The sequence below is a fragment of the Ferruginibacter profundus genome (genome assembly GCF_054783275.1).
Window position 1 is genome coordinate 1,566,958 of sequence record NZ_BAAGQW010000001.1, and the last position, 22,703, is coordinate 1,589,660.

Sequence of the window (22,703 nt, forward strand, 5' to 3'; positions counted from 1 at the left end):
GTTTTTTTGGGAAGCAATCTTCAATGGGGGGTACTAAACTTTTGCTGGTTTGGTAGCTAAATTTTGAACAACGAAAATAGGCATTTCCGGCAAAATAAAAACATATTTATTAAAAACCCTATAAAGGCAATAGCAATTACAGTAAAGAGTGGTTAATATTGAAAATAAATCTCTGTTGCACCATATCCATACAAGGGATTATATTGATTTACAAAAGATTTTACTTCTTTTTTTAACCGGAGGCTTTCATGTATCTCATCTTTTAATTTACCGGTGCCCACACCATGTATAATGGTGAGCATTGGTTGACGGTGCGCCACTGCCAGGTCGTAATATTTTTCAAAGGTTTTTAATTGCTGGGTAAGTATTTCAAAATTGCTGAGGTGTTTCCAGCTATCGGTTAATTTTTCGATGTGCAGGTCAACAACGGTACGTGCCGGTTCTAAATTTTCTCTTACTTTACCAACGTCATATACACGGTAACCGGCATTACCCAGCCTGCTCAGGTCAACTATTTCTTCATCCACTTTGTTGGGGTAGGTATCAAATAAAAGATACCCGAAAGTAGGCTCATTCTTCAGTTGAATTTCTTCTATCTTTTTAAATATTTGCTTGCCTTTTAATTTAAGTGAGACTTCGTAATAAGGCGCTTTTCTTTTATCAGGTTCCTTTAATCCAAATTCAAAGTCAAATCGCGGACTATCGCTCAGTTCCTCAAAATCCACATCATGCAGATAAAAATCCGAGAGTGGTTCTACAGTATTTTTTAATTGGAAAACACTGTTACCTCCGATCATTAGATTATATGTAAAAGTATACGCTGTTTCAGTATGATTGAGCAAATGAATTTTAAATTTCTCTACCACATCATCGTCAAATACATCTTTGCTGAATACGGGAAGAAAAGAGAGTACAATGCCATCGCCTTCTTTTGTTCTTACAGTGGCTTTTTCTTTACGCACCTGGTCTATAAACACTTTCTTTTTTTCGGGCGCTTTCTTTTGCGTAAACATTTTAAAATAAGGGAAATCAATCTGGTCGGTATAGGCCGGAAACCTTACACCTCTTACTTCAATCATCACCATTTTTTCGTTCATTATCTCTACCACTTTACCGTCTTCGTTGGTGAGCAGCACGGTAATGGCATCTCCTACTTCGTATTTCATAGTGCAAAAATACAAAAGGGTTACCAACTTGCGTAAAGTTGATAACCCCGGTTAATTAAATCTTATTTAAGGATTGGTTTGCGCCAGTTTGCTTTTCTTGTATCCGTATAAAAAATAAATGATCAAACCTATACCCAGCCAGCCCAGGAACCAGGCCCAGTTGCTCTTTGTCATACCGGTTAGCAGGTACATACAGGTTATGAGGCCCATTAAAGGAATAAGGGAATATTTTTTTACAAAAGTGATCACACTCAGCAAAACCGCACTGATCCAGAAAATAATGAGTGATATATTAGGCGTTGCGGCATCCATAAAGCTGATCTTATCTTTCACATAATCTTCATTAGTACTAAAATCAAAATTGAACATGTCAGAAAAATAATGTTTTGAAAGCAAGGCTGCAGTGATGATACTTGCAATAACAATTATGGGAAAAATAAACTGTCCGTTAATGAACGGTATATGAAAGCGTCCGGCCTCTTTCTCTCTTCGTGGAATTAATAATACCCCACCGCACACTAATACAAAAGCAAATAATGTAGCAATACTGGTAAAGTCGAGCACAAAAGTTTTATCGGTAAATAAAATAGGCAGGCCTACAACCAGCCCGGTAATAATAGTTGCAAAAGAGGGCGTTTTGTATTTGGGATGGATCTTTTGAAACACTTTGGGCATTAAGCCATCGCGGCTCATACTCATCCAGATGCGTGGCTGCCCCATTTGAAATACCAGCAATACACTCGTCATGGCTACTACTGCAGCAATGGCAACAAAGAATTGCATCCAACCCACATTTAAATTTTGTTTTTCAAAAATAAAAGCCAGCGGATCACCTACACCATCAAAATTTCTGTAGTTAACCGCACCGGTTAAAACAAGCGTTAATAAGATGTACACTACCGTACATATAACCAGGGAAAGAATCATTCCTTTAGGTAAATCCCGTTGCGGATTTTTACTTTCTTCTGCCAGCACACTTACTGCATCAAAACCGATATAAGCAAAAAACACACCGCTTACGGCAGCCATTACACCGCCAAATCCATTAGGCATAAAACTTCTTACGCCTTTATCATCGGGTGGCAACCAGTTGTGTGTAGAGCCGGTTGAAAAGACAAGGTACCCTCCCACAATTATTATAAGCGCCACTACAACCAGTTTAAGAATAACCATTACATTACTGAAATTGCGGCTTTCTTTTACGCCCCTGAAAACAAGATAGGTAATGAGCAGGTTGATCACTAAAGCAGGAATATCCAGTATCATTTTTAAACCGCCGATAACAGGCGCATTATTCCATGCATTTAATATTTCAGGATTTGTGCTGCCATCTGCAATGGCGTGTTTTACTTCGGAGTAACTGTTGCTGAAATAATCTGGCACATGCAGGTTCATATGTATGATCTCTCCTAATTTATCAAGAAAAGAAGTGAAGTAATCACTCCAGCTGAAAGCCACATAAATATTACCGATAGAATATTCCATTATCAGTGCCCAACCAATGATCCAGGCAAATAATTCACCAAAACTGGCATAGGCGTATGTGTATGCACTACCTGCAACAGGAATACGGCTGGCAAATTCGCTATAGCAAAACGCGGTAAATGCGCAGGCAATTGCCGTAATGATAAATAAAACGATTACACCGGGACCACCATGAAACACTGCTCCACCAAGGCTGCTGAAACTTCCTGCACCTAAAATTGCAGCAATACCAAAAAATGTAAGGTCACGTAAGGTGAGTACTCTTTTTAATCCGCCACCGCCGTGAGGATCATCGCTGCCTTCGGCTAAAATATTTTCTATTTTTTTTGTGCGGAATAAAGAATTAGCCATATTAGTTTTGGTTTTGTAGTTTAACAATCCAAAATAATTAATAATATTGATACTGAAAATAAAATTTGTACATGTATAAAATTGAATGGTATAGTGAAACAGTTAAAGCAGATTCTTTGCCGGAGCATGGTTTTGGGAAAATAAAGGGAAGAAAGTATAATTTTTATTGCAATAACAAAACAGGTTATGTTATTTATAAGGACGATATCTATAATAAAGTAAACATTCAGGTGGCTATTGGCGAATTTGAAGGAACAAAACTAATCTTGAGGAGAGAAGGGACATTTAATAATAACCAACTTAAAATTTACGATAGAAAGACAAATACTTGTATTGGTTTAATTAGCCATAATTTTATTTACAGAACATTAGCTTTAAACTATTACAAATGTATTAAAACTGTATTCAATAAAAATTATGGATACGATTTAAGATTTGATATATATACCGGCACCAGCAATACTATATTATCAATGCTTATTAATAAAATCAAAAGGAAATGGTACCGTTGGATTTATTTCGTAAATATAGAAGGTGTTATTGTATTAGAAGATGATCCGAATTGGGAATTCATTCTTTGTATATTTTTTAAACTACATCATGTTATTCAGCTTGAGAGAGAAACTGATTAATCAACTCTCCCTCACCATCAGGTACTGTGCAAGTTCCATTAATGGTTTTTTACGTGCAGAAAGTACGGCAGTATCTTCCAAATGCTGTAAAGCTGTTTGAAAATAATTTTCCTGTAGTTGTTTAGCCCATTCATCCACTTTACATTTCTTAAAAATGGCTAACACTTTTGCAACTTTGTCAGCAGGGTTATCAATCATCAGTTGTAATAAAGCTGCTTTGTCTTCTGCAGTGGCTACTTCCAATGCATGAATCAATAAAAAAGTTTTTTTGTTGGCCAGGATATCGCCTCCAATTTGTTTACCAAATTTATCAGGATCACCAAAAGCATCTAGATAATCATCCTGCACCTGGAAGGCTATGCCGAGGTTTTTCCCAAACTCATATAAGTGTTTTTGATTGCCTTCGCCGGAGCCGCCGAGTATAGCACCAAGCTGTAAACTTGCCGCCACCAATACAGAAGTTTTTAACGTGATCATCTTTACATATTCCTCAAAACTTACGGTATCTCTTTTTTCAAAATCCATATCCAGTTGCTGTCCTTCGCAAACCTGGGCTGCAGTAACATTAAAAAGATGTAATACTTTCTGCAGGTTGGCAGGCTGTATCTTATTTAAATTTTCATAGGCTTTTACAAACATTACATCACCTGCAAGCAAGGCTGTTGATTCACCGTATTTCATGTGCACTGTCCGCATGCCACGGCGTACCGGTGCCTTGTCCATAATGTCATCATGTATCAAACTGAAATTATGAAAGAGTTCTATTGCTGTTGCGGCATGGTAAGCATCAGCCGTAATGTCGTCAAACAATTCATTAGCCAGCAATACACATACAGGGCGTATTCTTTTACCACCAATACCTAAAATATATTGTGCAGGTTCATATAAAGTTTCGGTATGACCGGGGAAATGCCTGACATTGAATTTTTCTTCAAATAGCTTAGAGAGTTCTAAAAAACTATGCATTGTACTATTTCTTCTTTTTTGTTGTTGCCTTGGCTTTTGCTGGCGCTTTTGCTGATTCTTTGGTTACAGTTTTTGCTGGTTTACTAACCGTTGGCACCCAATGATAATCCAACTGGCGCTTGCCTAAATTAGCTGCCACCACTTTTATCATCACCTTATCTCCCATTCTGAATTTACGTTTTGTTCTTAAACCCACCAGTGCATAATCCGCTTCATCCAGCCTGAAATCATCATGTTCACTCAGGTCTCTTACTGTAACCATACCTTCGCATTTATGCAATACCGTTTCTACAAAAAATCCAAAAGAAGCCACACCGCTGATGATACCTTCAAATTCCTCACCTAAATACTGCTGCATAAATTCTACCTGCTTGTATTTATTGCCTGCTCTTTCTGTTTCCATTGCCTTGCGTTCCCTTTCGCTGCAGTGTTTACATTTTTCTTCCATCTTCTTGTCCAGCTTCAGGTTTTTGTCTAAGCATTCCTGTAAGATCCTGTGCACCATCACATCCGGGTACCGGCGTATGGGTGAGGTAAAATGGCAGTAATGTTCAAAGCCCAAACCATAGTGGCCGATATTTTCAGAAGTATAAATGGCTTTTGCCATGGTGCGTATACCCAATTGCTCCAGCACATGTTGCTCCGGTTTACCCTGTACCTCTTTCAATAGTTTATTAAATGATGCCGCAACTGCCGCTTCATCATGCATATCAAATGAATAACCAAATTTTTTGGCAAATGCCACAAATGGTTTTAGTTTTTCATCATCCGGTGTATCGTGTATGCGGTAAGGAAATGGTACCGGCTGTTTGTTGATCTTTATTTTTGCAATGTACTCCGCCACCGTTCTGTTGGCCAGCAACATGAATTCTTCAATTAATTTATGGGCATCTTTACTTTCTTTTACCACAATGCCAATAGGCTTTCCCTTTTCATCCAGTTGAAAACGCACTTCCTGTGAGGAAAAATTGATGGCACCTTTCCTGAATCTTTCCCTGCGGAATTTTTGTGCCAGGTCGTTCAGCAACATGATGGGCTTGTAATGCAATCCATCTTTTTTCTCAATGATCTCCTGCACCTCTTCATAAGTAAAACGGTGATTACTGTGGATGACCGTTCTGCCGATCCAGCTATGTTTTATTTCTGCACGGTTATTGATCTGGAATATAGCAGAGAAAGTATATTTATCTTCGTGCGGACGCAAAGAACATAATTCATTGGAGATCCTTTCGGGCAGCATCGGGTTTACCCTATCCGGCAAATACACGCTGGTAGCTCTTTCGTAAGCAATCTTATCCAGCAAAGAACCGGGTTTTACAAAATGGCTCACATCTGCAATGTGTACACCAATTTCATAATTACCATTATCTAAATTTCTTACAGAGATGGCATCATCAAAATCTTTTGCATCTACAGGGTCAATAGTAAAAGTGAGAATATCCCTGCAATCTTTTCTTTTTACCAATTCCAATCGGGTAATGTTTTCCGAAAGCTCCAGGGCTTCCTTCATCACCGCTTCATCAAATCCAATAGGAAAGCCGGCATCTATCAGTAATTCCTTCATCGCAAAATCATTCATATCTTCTGCCTTTATCACTGTTACCACTTCGCCTTCGGGTTTTTTATCATCTTTATTCCATTTGGTTAATTTAACCACTACCCTGTCGTTATCGGTGGCGCCATTTAACTTCTCTATCGGGATAAAGAAATCAGGCATTGGTTTTTCGGTATCCGCAGCAAAAAAAGCAAAAGCCTTACTTACCTGCAGGTTGCCAATAAATTCAGATTGTTTTCTTTCCACCACTTCGGTTATCTTTCCTTCAATGCGTTTGCCGGGCATACTGTGTTTAGCGATCTGCACTTTAACAGTGTCTCCGTGAAAGGCCCGGTTAAAATCATTAGGCCTTACCAGCACGTCTTTATCCATTCCTTCAACTGCCACAAAGCCAATACCGCTTCGTGAAATATCCAGTGTTCCTTTTACCGTTTTCATTTGTGATGAACTCCTGGATGGTTTTGTATTTTTACTCATAATTTTTTCTTTTATACCTGCCATAAATTGTCACACTTCATTATCCACAGTATCATTTCTGATCTTTTTTAACAGCAAACCATTGGGAAATTTTTATGGGAGCCTGGTAAACCTGTATTTTCTGTGCCTCAGTGGCAATCTGGCAAAAACTTCTGCAATGTACCAACAAATTGCTACATTCGAAAAAAAGCATCCTCATTGCAAGTTCAAAATCATCCTGTAAAACGCATTATTACCAAAACCATCTGGATACTTTCGCTGGTAAGTATGTTTACTGATGTGGCCAGTGAAATGCTATACCCTGTAATGCCTTTGTTCCTGAAAAAAATTGGTTTTACTGTAATATTCATTGGCATTTTGGAAGGTATTGCCGAAGCCGTGGCCGGATTAAGCAAACCTTATTTTGGAAAGCTCAGCGATAGCAAAGGCAAACGCCTGCCCTTTGTACAATCAGGCTATGGGCTAAGTGCTATAAGTAAACCGTTAATGGCAATATTTGTTTTCCCGTTGTGGATCTTTTTTGTAAGAACCCTCGACCGCCTGGGCAAAGGCATCAGGACCGGCGCAAGAGATGCATTATTAAGCGATGAAGCCACAGCAGCCACCAGGGCCACCGTTTTTGGTTTTCACCGCAGCATGGATACGCTGGGTGCCGTATTTGGCCCGGCTATTGCACTGGCATATTTATATTTTCATCCTGGTGACTATACAACACTTTTTGTAATTGCATTCGGTCCGGGTGTATTGGCCATTCTTTGCACCTTACTGATAAAGGAAAAGCCTAAACCGGTAAACAAAAGACCACCAAACGCAAAACCAGTAAGTATCTTCAGTTTCGTTTCTTATTGGAAAAACAGCTCTCCGCAATATAAAAAACTGGTGATGGGGTTACTGCTTTTTGCCTTATTCAACAGCAGCGATGTTTTTTTATTATTAAAAATGAAAGAAAGCGGGTTGAATGATACGGCTGTAATTGGCGTATATATCTTTTATAATTTTATTTATGCTTTGCTGGCGTACCCTGCCGGTATTATTGCTGATAAATTAGGATTAAAAAAAGTATTGCTTTTTGGATTATTAATATTTGCGATAGTATACACAGGCTTTGCTTTCAATAATAATATCGTCATTTTTATTATACTGTTTGCATTGTATGGTTTGTATGCTGCAGCAACAGAAGGCATTGCTAAAGCATGGATCAGTAATATTACCGATAAAAGTGAAACCGCTACTGCTATTGGTACTTATACCGGTTTTCAAAGTATTGCCGCATTACTTGCAAGCAGTATTTGCGGATTATTGTGGTATAATTTTGGAGGATCAGCCACATTTTTAATTACAGCAGCCATAACATTGATAGTTATAATTTATTTATCGGGTTATAAGGGGTCTCACGGTTCTAAACCGCCTGACCCCTTATAAAAAGTTTTACTAACTTTATTAAAAAATTATCATGAATTCATACGATACCGTAACAGACGCATTAAAAGATTTAAAAGCCCGTGGCTACCAAGTAGATTTTAATATCGCTTTCGATAAGATCGTTTGTTCTAAAAATGAAACCGTATTAAACCCTCACGAATTTGAAATTGTAGAGGTGTACCGTTTTGAAGGTGATACCAATCCCGATGATGAGGATGTGGTATATGCTATTGAATCAAAGGATGGCAAAGTAAAAGGCAGTATGATCAGTGCATTTGGTACCTATGCCGAAAGCATTTCCACCGATATGATACAGAAATTATCCATGCACAAATAATTTTCATTTATAATTCTAAAGATTGCATATGCCAGTAAATTTCAACCGCAGAAATTTTATCAAAACCTCTGCTCTTACAGGAGCTGCGTTAACGCTCACTAATTCCATCAAAGCATTCAGTAATGTAAAAAAAGATAAGGTGCGTATGGGTATCATTGGTACCGGCTTTCGTTCGCACGAGCACATGGGTAATTTTTTACAAAGAGAAGATGTGGAGATCACGGCCATTGCCGATCCGCAGCAACGCAGTATTGATGAGGCATTAAAAGTGTTTAAACAATATAACCGTCCTGAGCCGGCCATTTATAAAAACGGCGACACCGATTATAAAAATTTATTGAAACGTGATGACGTGGATGCGGTGATGATCTGCAGCCCGTGGCAATGGCATAGCATACAGGCTATTGATGCTATGAATGCAGGAAAAATACCTGGTGTGGAAGTGTGTGGTGCCATTAAATTACAGGAATGCTGGGATGTGGTAAACACTGCTGAAAAAACCAAAGTACCGCTGATGATGATGGAAAATGTTTGCTACCGCCGTGATGTGATGGCCGTTTTAAATATGGTGCGGCAAGGTATGTTTGGCGAATTATTGCACGGGCAGGGAGGTTACGAACATGACCTGAGAGGCGTATTATTTAATGATGGCGTAACGGCCTACGACAGCGGTGTGGAGTTTGGCAAAAATGCTTATAGCGAAGCACAATGGCGTACGGAACATAACAGAACACGTAACGGAGAATTGTATCCTACACACGGCCTTGGCCCTGTTGCCGTAATGATGGATATCAATAAGGGTAACCGTTTAACTAAACTTTCCTCTATTGCCACCAAGGCAAGGGGTTTGCATAAATATATAGTAGAACACCCCAAAGGCGGCCCCGATCACCCTAATGCCAAAGTAAATTTTAAATGCGGTGATATTGTAAACACACAATTGCAATGTGCCAATGGTGAAACTATTTTATTAACGCATGATGTTTCGTCTCCACGCCCTTACAACTTAGGTTTTCGTGTACAGGGTACCGAAGGATTATGGCAGGATTATGGAAGTGGTGGCAATAAACAGGGCTTCATCTATTTTCAAAAGCAAATGAACCACAGCCATAAATGGGATGGTACTGAAAAATGGTTAGCCGATAATGATCATCCGTTGTGGAAAAAATACGGGCCCAAGGCAGAAGGTGCCGGCCATGGCGGGATGGATTTTTTTGTTGACCATGCGTTTATTGAATGTATTAAACGTGGTGCTGATTTTCCTCTGGATGTGTATGATTATGCCACCTGGTATAGTATAACTCCATTGAGCGAAAAATCAATTATGGAAGGGGGTGCTTTGCAGAATATCCCTGATTTTACAAAGGGAAAATGGAAGACGAGAAAACAGATTTTTGCTTTGAATGACGAATATTAATTCACCTCATTATTTAAGGAATATAGTATACCAATGATCAACAGAAGAAAATTTTTACAGCTCTCGGCATTAACCGCCCCCCTGCTTGCCGCAAAAAAAACGCTGGCTAACGGTTTGGAGAGTACGACAAAACCCATTGTAGTTTCTACCTGGGATAGTGGCATGGCAGTAAATGCCGAAGCCTGGAAAATACTATCTGCCAAAGGCCGTGCATTAGATGCCGTGGAAGCCGGTGCCAGGCAGATTGAAGACCTGATCAACTGTTGTGTTGGCCTTGGTGGTTACCCCGACAGGGATGGCATTGTTACACTTGATAGCTGCATTATGGATGAACATGCCAACTGCGGTGCTGTTGCAGGTATTGAAAGAATAAAACATCCTGTTTCTGTTGCCCGTAAAGTAATGGAAAACACACCGCATGTAATTCTGGTAGGTGCAGGGGCACAACAATTTGCTGTTGAAAATGGTTTCCCTTTGGAAAGTGGTGAACTTTCGGAGGATGCCAAAAGAGCTTATACCGATTGGTTAAAACATAGCGAATATAAACCCATCATCAATATAGAAAGAAAACAGGGCAATGGCCCTTTTGCGCCTAATTTTTTTGATGATGGCACACCCAATCATGATACGATGGGGTTGGTGGCCATGGATGCCAACAGTAATTTAAGCGGTGCCGTTACCACCAGCGGTATGGCTTTTAAACTGCACGGCCGTGTGGGAGACTCCCCCATCATTGGCGCCGGTTTATTTGTAGATAATGAAGTAGGCGCTGCCACCAGCAGTGGTACCGGCGAAGAAGTGATACGAATTTGCGGAACGCACCTGGTAGTGGAATTTATGCGCCAGGGATTATCACCTGAAATGGCTTGCAAAAAAGCAGTGGAAAGAATTGTAAAAAGAGATCCGGCCAAAGCAAAAACCTTGCAGGTAGGATTTTTAGCATTGAATAAAAAAGGCCAATACGGTGCTTATGCCATTCAAAAAGGATTTGTATTCAGTGTAAAAAGCGGTAATGAAAATCAAATTCACCAATCAAAATTTCTCTTGCCCTAAATCCCTAAAGGGACTTGATACCTTAAGCATTAACGTTTACAATGGAACATGCACACCCCGCCGATACTAAAAGAGCTGAAGGGCCAGACATTTATACCGATTCTTCCCGGAAGGGTTTGGGGCAAGGCTACACGCTCGAAATAATTGCCTTTAACATAGAAAGCTGCCACATAGCACAGGCTTCGGGTGCCACACGTATTGAACTATGTGATAACCCTGGCGATGGCGGTACCACTCCTTCTTATGGTTTTATTAAAGCGGCAAGGGCTGCATTACATATTGAATTATACTGCATGATCCGTCCACGGGGCGGCGATTTTTTATACAGTGATGCTGATTTTGAGATCATGCAGGCTGATGTGCAAATGTGTAAGCAACTGGGCTGTGATGGGGTGGTGATAGGCATGTTAAACAAAGACGGTTCGGTAGATAAGGAAAGAAGCAAAAAATTAGTAGCACTGGCTTATCCCATGGGAGTTACTTTTCAAAGGGCGTTCGACAGGGTGAATGATCCCTTTAAAGCTTTGGAAGATATTATTGAGACCGGTTGCGAAAGAATTTTAACCAGCGGCCTTGTACCCAACTGCCTTGATGGTGCACCACTGATTGCCCGGCTGGTACAACAAGCCAATGGAAGAATCGTTATTATGCCGGGCAGCGGTCTGCGGTCTTCCAATGTCATTGAAGTGGCAACCATTACCGGGGCGGCTGAGTTTCATACTTCTGCCCGGATTTTTGAAGCTACCGCAATGGATTTTGTGGTAGCAGGAATGGAAGAAGAGCTTACCACGGTAATGGCAGACGGTAAAGAAGTAGCAACTATTGCAGCACTGTTAAAAAGCTATCAGCAAGCGTAGAAAGCTGACTTTTTAAGCCGGTTTTGCCACATTTTTATTAAAAATATGCCTCATTAATAAACTTTAGGGTTACTTTAAGCATCTTATCCGTATTAGTAAAGCAGATGCTTAGTAATTTCAGCTTCAATGCAAATTAAAAACAACGCCATACCGGTTAAATTAATAGTACTGTTATTTATTGTATTATTTGCAATGAGGGGCAATAGCGTAATTGCACAAGCGGTTTCTAATGATACCCTTGTGGTGGGCGCTGTTATTTACAATGGCGATACCATTGAAGCAAAAACCCTGTATGATGTTGCTGTGGTAGGTTTCTTAAAAGGCGACCAGGCAAATAAAAACGCCCAATGGACGAGGTTGAGAAATGCTGTGTATGTTACTTATCCCTATGCCAAACGTGCCGGTGCCGTGTTAAACGATATCAATCTTAAACTTACCAATATCAGCGACAAGTCTGCCCGTAAAGAGTATATCAAATCGAGGGAGAAGGAATTAAAAAAAGAATTTACCGACCCGCTTACCAATTTATCGGTTTACCAGGGCAAAGTATTGATGAAGCTGATCAACCGGGAAACCGGCAATAACTGCTATGAGATCATCAAGGATTACAAAGGAGGTTTTACGGCACGTTTTTATCAAACCGTGGCCTTTTTTTTCGATAGTAATTTAAAGCAACCTTATGATGCCACCGGCGAGGATGCTGCCATTGAGAAGATTGTACTGGAAGTAAGGCGGATGTATGGCTATGGGTCGTGAGACGTGAGACGTGAGGCGTGAGTCGTGAGGCGTGAGACGTGAGGCGGCACCCTCAGATTTCAATTGGCTTTACTACTTACCAGCTTACTAATCATTTACCATGGACGATACACCACTCACCATTGCCGATTCACCATTCACGCCTCACGATTTTTACTCACTTTACCCCCTTTACTGTTAATAACTGCACAATTTGGCTTTACTACAACAGAATACCACATTCTACTACTGGAAACCTGCCTAAAATAACGTAGCTTGCAGCCTAGAAATTTAGATCCAAGAATGAAGTTAGACATACTGGCCTTTGGTGTTCATCCTGATGACGTGGAATTGAGTTGTGCAGGTGTATTACTGGTTGAAAAACGGAATGGTAAAAAGACAGGCATCATCGACTTAACGCAGGGCGAATTAGGTACAAGGGGTACCGCTGCAACCAGAAGACTGGAAGCTGCAGCTGCGGCAACCATTTTAGAGGTAGATGTGAGAGAAAATTTAATGATGGCTGATGGTTTTTTTGAAAACAATGAAGCACACCAACGTAAAATAATTACCACTTTACGCACTTATCAGCCGGAGATCATTTTGTGTAATGCTCCATCAGACAGGCACCCCGATCATGGACGATCAGCAAGATTGGTTGCAGAAGCCGCTTTTCTTTCGGGTCTTAAAAAAATTGACACTACAAAAGACGGGATTGCGCAGGAAGCCTGGCGGCCTAAATATGTGTTTAACTATATCCAGGATAAATTTCTGCAACCTGATTTTGTAATTGATATCACAGCTGTATTTGAACAAAAAGTGGAGGCCATAAAAGCCTACGGAACCCAGTTTCATAATACAGAGAGCAACGAACCGCAAACCTATATTTCCACACCTGATTTTTTAGACAGTGTGGTATACAGGCATAAGTGGTTTGGCAAAATGATCGGTGTAAAATATGCCGAAGGTTTTATTTCAGAAAAAATGATCGGCTTCAATAATTTTGATGCCCTTGTAAAAAACAATACTTAAATACAATATTATATGGCAACCCCTAAATTCTTAAATGTAGCCGGATCTACCTTTCACCAGGAATTAAAAAGAAGAGTGAATGAGTATTTTACAAAAGCAGAAAAGCCTGCTACGGGTAATTTCAGTTTATATTTTAAAGCCGTGCTTTTCTGGGCGTCTTATGTTTTCCTTTATATCCATGTGGTATTTTTTACGCCTCCAACATGGGTGGCCATCCTGGAATGTTTTTTAATGGGCGGCTTAACTGCAGCCATTGGTTTTAATGTGATGCATGATGGCGGCCACGGCAGTTTCAGCAACAGTAAATTCTGGAATAAGATCGCAGCATTCTCTGTAAATGCATTGGGTGCAAGCGCTATTATGTGGAATAACAAACACAATATCATCCACCATACTTACACCAATATCGATGGTGTGGATGATGATATTGAAATTAAGCCAATGCTGAGAATGTGCGAAACGCAAAAAAAATATAAGATCCACCGCTACCAGCATATTTATGTGTGGTTCCTGTATACTTTATTATTGATCATCTGGGTTTTTGCAACTGACTATACCAAATATTTTAAAAAGAAAGTTGGTACTGTGCCTATTAAAAAAATGAGCACTTTCGAACATTTTGCATTCTGGATAGCAAAAGCCGGTTATGCTTTTATGATGATTGCATTACCTATTTACCTTTTAGGATTTGTACAATGGTTACTGGGATTTCTCATCATTGCCATGTTTGCAGGATTGATCTTAAGTGTAGTGTTTCAATTAGCGCATACCGTTGAAGAAACAGCTTTCCCTGTTCCTGATGCTGACATTAATAAAATTGAGAACGAATGGGCCATTCACCAGATACAGACCACCGCAAATTTTGCTACTAAAAACAAATTGATCTGCTGGCTGGTAGGCGGATTAAATTTCCAGATCGAACATCATTTGTTTCCTAAAATTTCGCATGTACATTACCCCGAGATCAGCAAAATCATTAAACAAACCTGCCAGGAGTATGGCGTAAAATATATTGAGTTCCGTAAAATGAGGCATGCACTGGTTTCTCACACACAACATTTAAAAAGAATGGGAAGGGCTTAAATGATAGTTTAGTTTTTGCAAAACCTTTTTATTATTTCCAGGTGCGATGATAAAAAGGTTTTTTTATACCTTATACTTTTCATTTTTAAAAAATAATTTATGGCAAAAAAGACCTGGCATGATAAACATGTAGAAGCGCTCACTGTGGGTGAAAAAATTTCTGATGCCGTAGCCAATGGTATGGGTTCATGGAAATTCATTATCTGGCAAAGTATTTTTGTGGTATGCTGGATGATATTGAATGTGATAGGATTTGTAAAACACTGGGATGTGTACCCTTTTATTTTACTTAACCTGATCTTTTCTACACAGGCTGCCTATGCCGCCCCTATTATTATGATGGCACAAAACAGGCAGTCAAAAAGAGACCGTGTACAGGCAGAAGATGACTATAAGACCAACCTGGATGCCAAAGAAGAGATTGAATGTCTGCAACGTCAATTAAATAAAATTGAATCGGACAAACTGGATAAAATTATTGAGTTGCTGCAGGAAATGAAGGCTAAGCAGGTATAATGTTGCTCTCCTTATTATAAGAACGTGAAAATTAAAGCCACGGTTAAAGGTTGGCAGCCTTTTTCCTTAAATTTGCTATACAAACAAAAAAGATGAGTGAAGAAAAGAATTTAAATTTTATTGAAGAAATAATTGAAGCCGATCTTGAGAGCGGTAAATACAAAACCATCCTTACCCGTTTTCCACCGGAACCCAATGGCTATTTGCATATTGGCCATGCAAAATCTATTTGCCTGAATTTTGGTTTAGGTTTAAAATATGGCGGCAAAACCAACCTGCGTTTTGATGATACCAACCCTGTTACCGAAGACACAGAGTATGTAGACAGCATTAAAGATGATATCCGCTGGCTGGGTTTTAACTGGGCCAATGAATTTTATGCTTCTGATTATTTTGACCAGTTATATGCATTTGCTACCGACCTTATAAAAAAAGACCTGGCTTATGTAGACGATATTTCTGCAGAAGAAATGGCCATTTTAAAAGGTTCGCCAACAGAACCCGGCAAAGACAGCCCATACAGGAACAGGAGTATTGAGGAGAACCTGGCTTTATTTACGGCCATGAAAGAAGGCAAATATAAAGACGGAGAAAAAGTATTGCGTGCAAAGATTGATATGGCACATGTGAACATGCTGATGAGAGACCCTATCCTTTATCGTATTAAACATGCCCATCACCACCGCACCGGCGACAAATGGTGCATTTACCCGATGTACGATTTTGCACACGGGCAAAGCGACAGTATTGAAAACATCACTCATAGTATCTGCACCTTAGAGTTTATTCCTCACCGTGAGTTGTATGACTGGTGTATTGAAAAATTGAACATCTTCCCCTCCCATCAATACGAGTTTGCAAGATTGAACATGACCTACACGGTAATGAGCAAAAGAAAATTACTGCAACTGGTTAATGAAGGTTATGTAAGTGGCTGGGACGATCCTCGTATGCCCACACTTAGCGGCTTCAGAAGAAAAGGATATACGCCGGAAAGTATCCGCAGTTTTTGTGATAAGATCGGAGTTGCCAAAAGAGAAAATTTAATCGACATCAGTCTGCTGGAATTTTGTTTGCGTGAAGAACTGAATAAAACCTCTTTACGTGTAATGGCAGTTTTGGACCCTGTAAAACTCATCATCACCAATTACGAAGATGGCAGAACAGAAGAGCTGATGAGTGAGAACGGGCCCGAAGAAAGCATGGGCACCCGTACCGTTCCATTCAGTAAGGAGTTGTGGATTGAAAAGGAAGATTTTATGGAAGTGCCGGCCAAAAAATGGTTTCGCCTGGCTCCCGGTGCATTGGTACGGTTAAAGAGCGCCTACATTGTAAAATGCGAAGGCTTTACAAAAGATGCGGCGGGAAACATTACCGAAATTCAATGCACTTATATTCCGGAAAGTAAAAGTGGCGGCGACAGCAGTGGTATCAGTGTAAAAGGTACTATTCATTGGGTAAGTGCTGCACATGCCATTACTGCCGAAGTAAGATTATACGATCGTTTATTTAAAGCAGAAAACCCTGCTGCGGAAGAAGGCGATTTTAAGGATAATATCAATCCCGATTCGTTGCAGGTGATCAGTAATGCTTATATAGAACCTTCTTTGGCAACAGCTACATTGGATAGCCGTTACCAGTTTTTACGCAAGGGATATTTTTGTTTAGATAAAGATTCTACCACCGAAAAACTGGTATTCAACAGAACGGTTACATTAAAAGATGCCTGGGGTAAAGAAGTAAAACGAAATTAATTTCACTCCGCTGATTATGATCAGACGGGGGCGTCAGATCATGATCAGCCTTTTTTACCGGTAGTCCCGTCCGGGATTTTCATATTAGGAAATACGCTGGCTACCAGCATCACTATTGTTGCAAATAACATTATGAATATCCCTGCCTTCTTCTCCGGGCAATAGGCATTATAGCAGGAAGTAAAAAGGATATATGTTTTAATGGCATAGGCCAAAGTAAAAGCGCTTAAAAAAAGATTGGTTCTTTTAGCCCACACTTTGGGCAGTATCATAAATAGCAGTATTATCAACCCAAACAAAACCAGGGAATAGCCAGGTTTGCCATACTGCCCCTTAAAAGAAAAAAAGCCCGTAAAAGTTCTTTCGGCCTCATTGGTTATCTGCGGATCGGCATAATAACCCCAGGGCAAAAAGCAGGAAATGATCAGTATCACACAGGCAGCCATGCCAAACCAGGATAATATTTTTGCATTCATATATTGCTGAATTAAAAATCGCCCCGAAAATACGGGGCGATGGGTGAGGTCCCTAGCGGATTCGAACCGCTGTAGAAGCTTTTGCAGAGCTTTGCCTAGCCACTCGGCCAAAGGACCTTTTTTAGTGTTGCAAAAATAGGGTATTTTTAGGCAAAATTATTCTCCCTTGTACATCTGTTTTTAAAAAAATATTATGAGCCTCATACCAGCATCAGAACTTATTATCAACAGCCGTGGCGCCATTTATCACCTGGATTGCCGGCCCGAAGAAATTGCACCTACCATTATTACTGTTGGCGACCCCGACAGGGTAAGTGAAGTGAGCAAACATTTTGATTCATTAGAAGTAAAAAATCAGCATCGTGAATTTGTTACGCATACCGGTTATCTTAATAAAAAAAGATTAACCGTTGTTAGTACCGGAATTGGTACTGATAATATTGATATCGTATTGAATGAACTGGATGCATTGGTAAATATTGATTTTGCCACCCGGACTATTAAAGAAAACTTAACGCAACTGAACATTATAAGAGTGGGTACTTCAGGATCTTTGCAGATGAATATTCCTGTAGATAGTTTTGTGGTGAGCACACATGGACTGGGTATTGATAACCTGCTGAATTTTTACCGGCTGGATAATAACGAAGAGGAAAAACAATTGGTACAATCTTTTGTAACACAAACACAGCTGCATAATAATTTTGCTTATCCCTGCATTGCCAGTGCCAGTGCATCGCTGATAAAACATTTTGTGGATGGTTTTCATCATGGCATTACAGTTACTTGTCCGGGCTTTTACGGTCCGCAGGGAAGGGTACTGCGTTTAGGTTTAGCCAATCCTGCGCTGATCGATAACTTAACCGCATTTAATTTCGGGCAGCACCGGATCACCAATTTTGAAATGGAAACATCGGCTATTTACGGATTGGGTAATGCATTAGGCCATCACTGTCTTTCTATAAGTGCTATTGTTGCCAATCGTATTTCAAAAGAATTCAGTAAAGATGGTGCCGCAACAGTGGAAAATTTAATTCAAAAATCTCTTGAGATAATTTCAACCAATTTATAATAAAATGAAATGAGCCGTAAAAGAAGCTACGGCTCAGTAAAATGCCCATAAGCGAACTCTATATGGCTTAAAACAATAAAAATAACACATGAAAGTAGAATTTTATAAATACCAGGGAACCGGAAATGATTTTGTTATACTGGATAACAGGGATAATAAATACAATGGGCTTTCTGTAAAACAAATTAAACATCTTTGCGACCGCCGCTTTGGCATTGGTGCCGATGGCTTAATGCTGCTGACGAAAAAAGAAGGCTACGATTTTGAAATGGTATATTTTAATGCTGATGGTAACGAAAGCAGTATGTGTGGCAATGGCGGCAGGTGCCTGGTAAAGTTTGCCTATCACATGGGCATACATAAAAACACGTATCATTTTATAGCTACCGATGGCGAGCATTTTGCAGATATTGCCATTGATAACGGCCAGGCTGTAAGATTGAAAATGAAAGATGTTACCGAAGTAGATGAACACTCTACCTACGCTGTTTTAAATACCGGCTCGCCGCATTTTGTAAAATTTGCCAATAATGTAAGAGATATTGATGTGGTGGAAACAGGCCGTGAAATACGCTACAGCAAAGAATTTAAAGAGCATGGCATTAATGTGAATTTTGTAGAGTCGATTGATGAGGACAGCATTTTTGTACGCACCTACGAACGTGGTGTGGAAGATGAAACCATGAGCTGTGGCACCGGTGTTACCGCATCTGCATTAATGAGTGCACATAATGCCAAAGGTTTTAACCGTGTGGAAGTACAAACACCCGGCGGACATTTAAGTGTGGAGTTTGATAAAACAGATGAAGAACATTTTGAAAATATCTGGTTATGTGGCCCTGCTGAGTTTGTTTTTAAAGGAGAAGCAGAAGTATAATCATTGTATTTATTGCATCGCTTACATACGCAACATCATTTGACTATCATTTCGTAAAGAACAGCAGCTTAATATATGATCCAGTATTTTAAAATCATCGAACACCAGACCATCGAAACGGATAAACCCGAAATTGGTTCATGGGTAAATGTGCTGCCTCCGCTAAAACAGGAAGAATTTACAGAACTCAGCGAAACGCTTGATATACCCATTGATTTTTTAAAGGACTCCCTGGATATAGATGAACGCAGCCGTTACGAAATTGACGACAATGTAAAGCTGATCGTTATTAAAACGCCTACCGAGAATAATTCCTTCAACGAAAGCGATGCCTTTTATATCACTATCCCGATCTGTATTATTTTAACGCATAACCAGATTGTAACGGTAAATTCATTTGAGAACGAAGCGATAAAAAAATTCCTGAATAGTTTTCAAAATCGTCATCCTGATAAAAAAAGTATGATGGTGCTGAAGATATTTGAAAAGATCACGGCTAACTTCCAGGAATACCTGAAGGAAATTAACCAGCGCCGCAATGTACTGGAACAAAAATTATACGATGCCAACCGGAATGAGGAATTGCTGCAACTGATGCGTATTCAAAAAAGCCTGGTATATTTTATTACAGCTTTACGCAGCAACGAATTGCTGATGATGAAACTGGCACGTACCAATGTATTGCAGTTGACCGATGATGAAAAAGACTTTTTAGATGACCTGGTGGTAGAAACATCTCAGGCATTGGAAACCGCAAATACGTATACCAATATTTTAAGTTCATCGCTCGATGCCTTTGCCAGCATCATCAGTAATAACCAGAATGAAGTGCTGAAACGGCTAACCACACTCACAATATTTTTAAGTGTACCGGTTTTAATTGCAAGCATTTACGGAATGAATGTGCCCATCCCCTATAAAGACACCCACTATGCTTTTTGGGTGCCGGTAATTTTATCGGTAGCCATTCTTGCTTTTGTGATGTGGAATTATTTAAAGCGTTTTAAAAAATAAGTATGTTTTCTATAAGAGTATATGGTATTTTGATCAACGACCGCAAACAGGTTTTGGTTAGTGATGAATTGATACGTGGCATGTACATCACCAAATTACCCGGTGGTGGGCTTGAATTTGGCGAAGGCACAAGAGATTGCCTGAAAAGAGAATTCATGGAAGAGATGCAATTGAATGTAGCCGTCGGCGATCATATTTACACTACCGATTTTTACCAGATGAGTGCCTTTGATAATAAAAAGCAGATCATCTCTATCTATTACTTTGCAAAAGCACTGGAAGAAATTAAAGCTCCGCTGAGAGATACACCATTTGATTTTGATGAACAGCAAATGAGGGTGTATAAAGAAACCGGTGAAACCGAAACCTTCCGTTTTGTGGATTGGGAAGATTTTTCTGAAGCGTCAGTAACTTTACCGATTGACAAAATTGTAGCCACATTAATAAAAAATAATTTTTAATAAATCAGCCACGGATTACACAGATTAACACGGATTTTTAATTCACGGAGTGAATTTTATTTTGCCGGAAAAATGGTAAGGGAGTAAACTCAATATGTACGTCTTACCTTCTTTACGGCTATTTTCTTTTTTGTATTTAATCCGCGTTAATCTGTGCAAGCTATGGCAAACAAAAACAAACTTGTTTGGTTTTAAAAATCCACAAAGTGAATAGCGTTTTATGAATTACGATAACTTTTTTGATTCGCCGATTATTTTAGAAGATGCACTGGTAAGGCTTGAGCCATTAGAAGAAAAGCATTACAACTTGTTACTGCCTGTAGCCATGAACAAAATGTTGTGGGAGTTTACCGGCGCAAAGGTAAATTCAGAAGCAGATTTTAAGAGGTATTTTGATACTGCTTTGCTGGAGAAGAAAAATAAGAAATCTTATCCTTTTGCTTACTTTAATAAACAAACAGGGCAATACGTGGGTTGCACCCGCTATGGCAATATAGATTTTGCAAATAAAAGAATCGAGATCGGATGGACGTGGCTGGACCCAGGCCTGCATGGCAGTGGCTTTAACAAGCATTGTAAATTTTTACTCCTCTCCTATGGTTTTGAACAATTGCATTTAAACCGTATTGAATTAAAAACCAGTCACCTTAATTTAAGGTCGCAAAAAGCCATGCGTAAAATTGGTGCGGTACAGGAAGGTATATTGCGCCGCCACAGCATTAATGAAGATGGCCTGGTGAGAGATACGGTATACTTTAGTTTTATTGCAGAAGAATGGCCGGAAATAAAGGGGACTATTTTTAAAGCGTTAGTTTAGATATTACACAGAATCTTTGTGCAACACCGTGAAAGATGCTGTGAATCTGTGTATAATAAAAACTACGTTCTCAATAATATTTTTTATTTTACTTACTAAAATTTAATTATGAGAAATATATTCTTTTGCATTGCCTGTATATGCATCATTTCCTGTAATAACGAAAATAAAAATGCAGCTACAGCTGCAACGGCTATTGTAAATGACAGTTTATTTAACGAAGTACAAACCGGTGGTATAAAAATTATCCCGATAGAAACACCGAAAGGGAAATTTAATATCTGGACAAAACGTGTAGGCAATAACCCCAAGATAAAAGTATTGTTGCTAAATGGCGGCCCCGGTGCCACACACGAATATTTTGAATGCTTTGAAAGTTTTTTTCCGCAGCAGGACATTGAGTTCATTTATTACGATCAACTGGGTTGCGGCTTGTCTGATAATCCAAAAGATACCAGCATGTGGGACCTTACCAGGTTTGTGGAAGAAGTAGAGCAGGTACGCAAGGCATTGAACCTGACAAAAGATAATTTTTATTTACTCGGCCATAGCTGGGGAGGTATTTTAGCCATGCAATATGCTTTAAAATACCAGGATAATTTAAAGGGCCTTATCATCAGTAACATGATGAGCAGTTGCCCCGATTATGGTAAATATGCGCAGGAAGTTTTAGCACCACAATTTGATCCAAAAATTTTAGATACTATCAGGCAAATAGAAAAGAAAGGCGATTTTGAAAATCCCAAATACATGGAATTGCTGATGCCGAATTTTTATGCAAAACATATTTGCCGTTTTCCGGTAGAGCAATGGCCCGAACCCGTGAACCGCTCTTTTGCAAAAATGAATCACTCTTTGTATGTAACCATGCAGGGCCCAAGTGAGTTTGGCATTGGTGGTAATTTAATTAACTGGGATGTAAAAAAGCAATTGCCGCAAATAAAAGTGCCCACACTTACTATTGGTGGAAAATTTGATACCATGGACCCGGAACACATGAAGTGGATGAGTACGCAGGTACAACACGGCAGGTTTTTATTATGCCCCAACGGCAGCCATATGGATATGTATGATGACCAGAAAAATTATTTTCCGGGCCTCATCAGTTTTATAAAAGATGTGAATGAAGGAAAATTGTAAACACTGCA

At 39.5% G+C, this 22,703-nt stretch carries 22 protein-coding genes and 1 tRNA gene; 17 read left to right on the top strand and 6 right to left on the bottom strand.

What is annotated here, in order from left to right; genetic code table 11:
- Nucleotides 1–152: 152 nt before the first annotated feature.
- Together ACYVM0_RS06605 and ACYVM0_RS06610 are read right to left on the bottom strand one after the other, a co-directional pair.
- Nucleotides 153–1,166: a Smr/MutS family protein gene (locus tag ACYVM0_RS06605; protein ID WP_460554334.1), complete on the bottom strand. Its 1,014-nt coding sequence runs from the start codon at nucleotides 1,164–1,166 to the stop codon at nucleotides 153–155.
- A gap of 66 nt (nucleotides 1,167–1,232) precedes the next feature.
- Nucleotides 1,233–3,002, bottom strand: coding sequence for an APC family permease (locus ACYVM0_RS06610; protein WP_460554337.1), 1,770 nt, complete (start codon nucleotides 3,000–3,002; stop codon nucleotides 1,233–1,235).
- Between the two features lie 71 nt (nucleotides 3,003–3,073).
- Here ACYVM0_RS06610 and ACYVM0_RS06615 point away from each other — a divergent pair, with 71 nt between their 5' ends.
- Nucleotides 3,074–3,634 (top strand): hypothetical protein, encoded by a 561-nt coding sequence (locus ACYVM0_RS06615; protein ID WP_460554340.1) that lies wholly within the window; start codon nucleotides 3,074–3,076, stop codon nucleotides 3,632–3,634.
- Here ACYVM0_RS06615 and ACYVM0_RS06620 read toward each other — a convergent pair whose 3' ends face one another.
- The gene (locus ACYVM0_RS06620; RefSeq protein WP_460554343.1) at nucleotides 3,635–4,600 is read right to left on the bottom strand and encodes a polyprenyl synthetase family protein; all 966 of its coding nucleotides are present in this window, start codon (nucleotides 4,598–4,600) and stop codon (nucleotides 3,635–3,637) included. It lies immediately after the preceding gene.
- Nucleotides 4,601–4,604: 4 nt separating this feature from the next.
- Nucleotides 4,605–6,632, bottom strand: a complete 2,028-nt coding sequence (rnr, locus tag ACYVM0_RS06625) for a ribonuclease R (protein ID WP_460554346.1) — start codon at nucleotides 6,630–6,632, stop codon at nucleotides 4,605–4,607.
- A 198-nt stretch (nucleotides 6,633–6,830) separates the two neighbouring features.
- Here rnr and ACYVM0_RS06630 point away from each other — a divergent pair, with 198 nt between their 5' ends.
- The 10 genes from ACYVM0_RS06630 (at nucleotide 6,831) to ACYVM0_RS06675 (ending at nucleotide 16,838) form a co-directional block, all read left to right on the top strand.
- The gene (locus ACYVM0_RS06630; protein ID WP_460554349.1) at nucleotides 6,831–8,054 is read left to right on the top strand and encodes an MFS transporter; all 1,224 of its coding nucleotides are present in this window, start codon (nucleotides 6,831–6,833) and stop codon (nucleotides 8,052–8,054) included.
- 31 nt (nucleotides 8,055–8,085) lie between these two features.
- Nucleotides 8,086–8,391, top strand: a complete 306-nt coding sequence (locus ACYVM0_RS06635) for a phosphoribosylpyrophosphate synthetase (protein WP_460554352.1) — start codon at nucleotides 8,086–8,088, stop codon at nucleotides 8,389–8,391.
- Between the two features lie 28 nt (nucleotides 8,392–8,419).
- On the top strand, nucleotides 8,420–9,808 hold the full coding sequence (locus ACYVM0_RS06640) for a Gfo/Idh/MocA family oxidoreductase (protein WP_460554355.1): 1,389 nt from the start codon (nucleotides 8,420–8,422) through the stop codon (nucleotides 9,806–9,808).
- A 33-nt stretch (nucleotides 9,809–9,841) separates the two neighbouring features.
- Nucleotides 9,842–10,861, top strand: coding sequence for a N(4)-(beta-N-acetylglucosaminyl)-L-asparaginase (locus tag ACYVM0_RS06645; RefSeq protein WP_460554358.1), 1,020 nt, complete (start codon nucleotides 9,842–9,844; stop codon nucleotides 10,859–10,861).
- A 41-nt stretch (nucleotides 10,862–10,902) separates the two neighbouring features.
- On the top strand, nucleotides 10,903–11,718 hold the full coding sequence (locus tag ACYVM0_RS06650) for a copper homeostasis protein CutC (RefSeq protein ID WP_460554361.1): 816 nt from the start codon (nucleotides 10,903–10,905) through the stop codon (nucleotides 11,716–11,718).
- Nucleotides 11,719–11,844: 126 nt separating this feature from the next.
- Entirely contained in the window at nucleotides 11,845–12,474 is a 630-nt protein-coding gene (locus ACYVM0_RS06655; RefSeq protein ID WP_460554364.1) for a DUF4294 domain-containing protein, read from the top strand.
- Between the two features lie 282 nt (nucleotides 12,475–12,756).
- On the top strand, nucleotides 12,757–13,485 hold the full coding sequence (gene bshB1 / locus ACYVM0_RS06660; RefSeq protein WP_460554367.1) for a bacillithiol biosynthesis deacetylase BshB1: 729 nt from the start codon (nucleotides 12,757–12,759) through the stop codon (nucleotides 13,483–13,485).
- Between the two features lie 12 nt (nucleotides 13,486–13,497).
- A complete protein-coding gene (locus ACYVM0_RS06665; protein WP_460554370.1) occupies nucleotides 13,498–14,568 on the top strand; it encodes a fatty acid desaturase family protein in 1,071 nt (356 codons plus the stop codon).
- A 99-nt stretch (nucleotides 14,569–14,667) separates the two neighbouring features.
- The gene (locus ACYVM0_RS06670) at nucleotides 14,668–15,084 is read left to right on the top strand and encodes a DUF1003 domain-containing protein (protein WP_460554373.1); all 417 of its coding nucleotides are present in this window, start codon (nucleotides 14,668–14,670) and stop codon (nucleotides 15,082–15,084) included.
- A 92-nt stretch (nucleotides 15,085–15,176) separates the two neighbouring features.
- Entirely contained in the window at nucleotides 15,177–16,838 is a 1,662-nt protein-coding gene (locus ACYVM0_RS06675) for a glutamine--tRNA ligase (protein WP_460554376.1), read from the top strand.
- A gap of 44 nt (nucleotides 16,839–16,882) precedes the next feature.
- On the opposite strand, the gene ACYVM0_RS06680 is transcribed toward ACYVM0_RS06675, so the two are convergent.
- Both ACYVM0_RS06680 and ACYVM0_RS06685 read right to left on the bottom strand, forming a co-directional pair.
- The gene (locus ACYVM0_RS06680) at nucleotides 16,883–17,314 is read right to left on the bottom strand and encodes a hypothetical protein (RefSeq protein WP_460554379.1); all 432 of its coding nucleotides are present in this window, start codon (nucleotides 17,312–17,314) and stop codon (nucleotides 16,883–16,885) included.
- 46 nt (nucleotides 17,315–17,360) lie between these two features.
- Nucleotides 17,361–17,431, bottom strand: a tRNA-Cys gene (locus ACYVM0_RS06685).
- Between the two features lie 76 nt (nucleotides 17,432–17,507).
- Between ACYVM0_RS06685 and ACYVM0_RS06690 the strand changes: the two genes are divergently transcribed.
- From ACYVM0_RS06690 to ACYVM0_RS06715, 6 genes are all read left to right on the top strand, one after another.
- Nucleotides 17,508–18,386 (top strand): nucleoside phosphorylase, encoded by an 879-nt coding sequence (locus ACYVM0_RS06690; RefSeq protein ID WP_460554382.1) that lies wholly within the window; start codon nucleotides 17,508–17,510, stop codon nucleotides 18,384–18,386.
- Nucleotides 18,387–18,474: 88 nt separating this feature from the next.
- A complete protein-coding gene (dapF, locus tag ACYVM0_RS06695) occupies nucleotides 18,475–19,263 on the top strand; it encodes a diaminopimelate epimerase (protein ID WP_460554385.1) in 789 nt (262 codons plus the stop codon).
- Nucleotides 19,264–19,338: 75 nt separating this feature from the next.
- The gene (locus ACYVM0_RS06700; RefSeq protein ID WP_460554388.1) at nucleotides 19,339–20,277 is read left to right on the top strand and encodes a magnesium transporter CorA family protein; all 939 of its coding nucleotides are present in this window, start codon (nucleotides 19,339–19,341) and stop codon (nucleotides 20,275–20,277) included.
- Nucleotides 20,278–20,279: 2 nt separating this feature from the next.
- The gene (locus ACYVM0_RS06705; protein ID WP_460554391.1) at nucleotides 20,280–20,738 is read left to right on the top strand and encodes an NUDIX hydrolase; all 459 of its coding nucleotides are present in this window, start codon (nucleotides 20,280–20,282) and stop codon (nucleotides 20,736–20,738) included.
- Between the two features lie 220 nt (nucleotides 20,739–20,958).
- On the top strand, nucleotides 20,959–21,555 hold the full coding sequence (locus tag ACYVM0_RS06710) for a GNAT family N-acetyltransferase (protein ID WP_460554394.1): 597 nt from the start codon (nucleotides 20,959–20,961) through the stop codon (nucleotides 21,553–21,555).
- A 108-nt stretch (nucleotides 21,556–21,663) separates the two neighbouring features.
- Complete coding sequence (locus ACYVM0_RS06715; protein ID WP_460554397.1) at nucleotides 21,664–22,695, top strand: alpha/beta hydrolase family protein; 1,032 nt, start codon at nucleotides 21,664–21,666, stop codon at nucleotides 22,693–22,695.
- The last annotated feature ends 8 nt before the right edge of the window (nucleotides 22,696–22,703 follow it).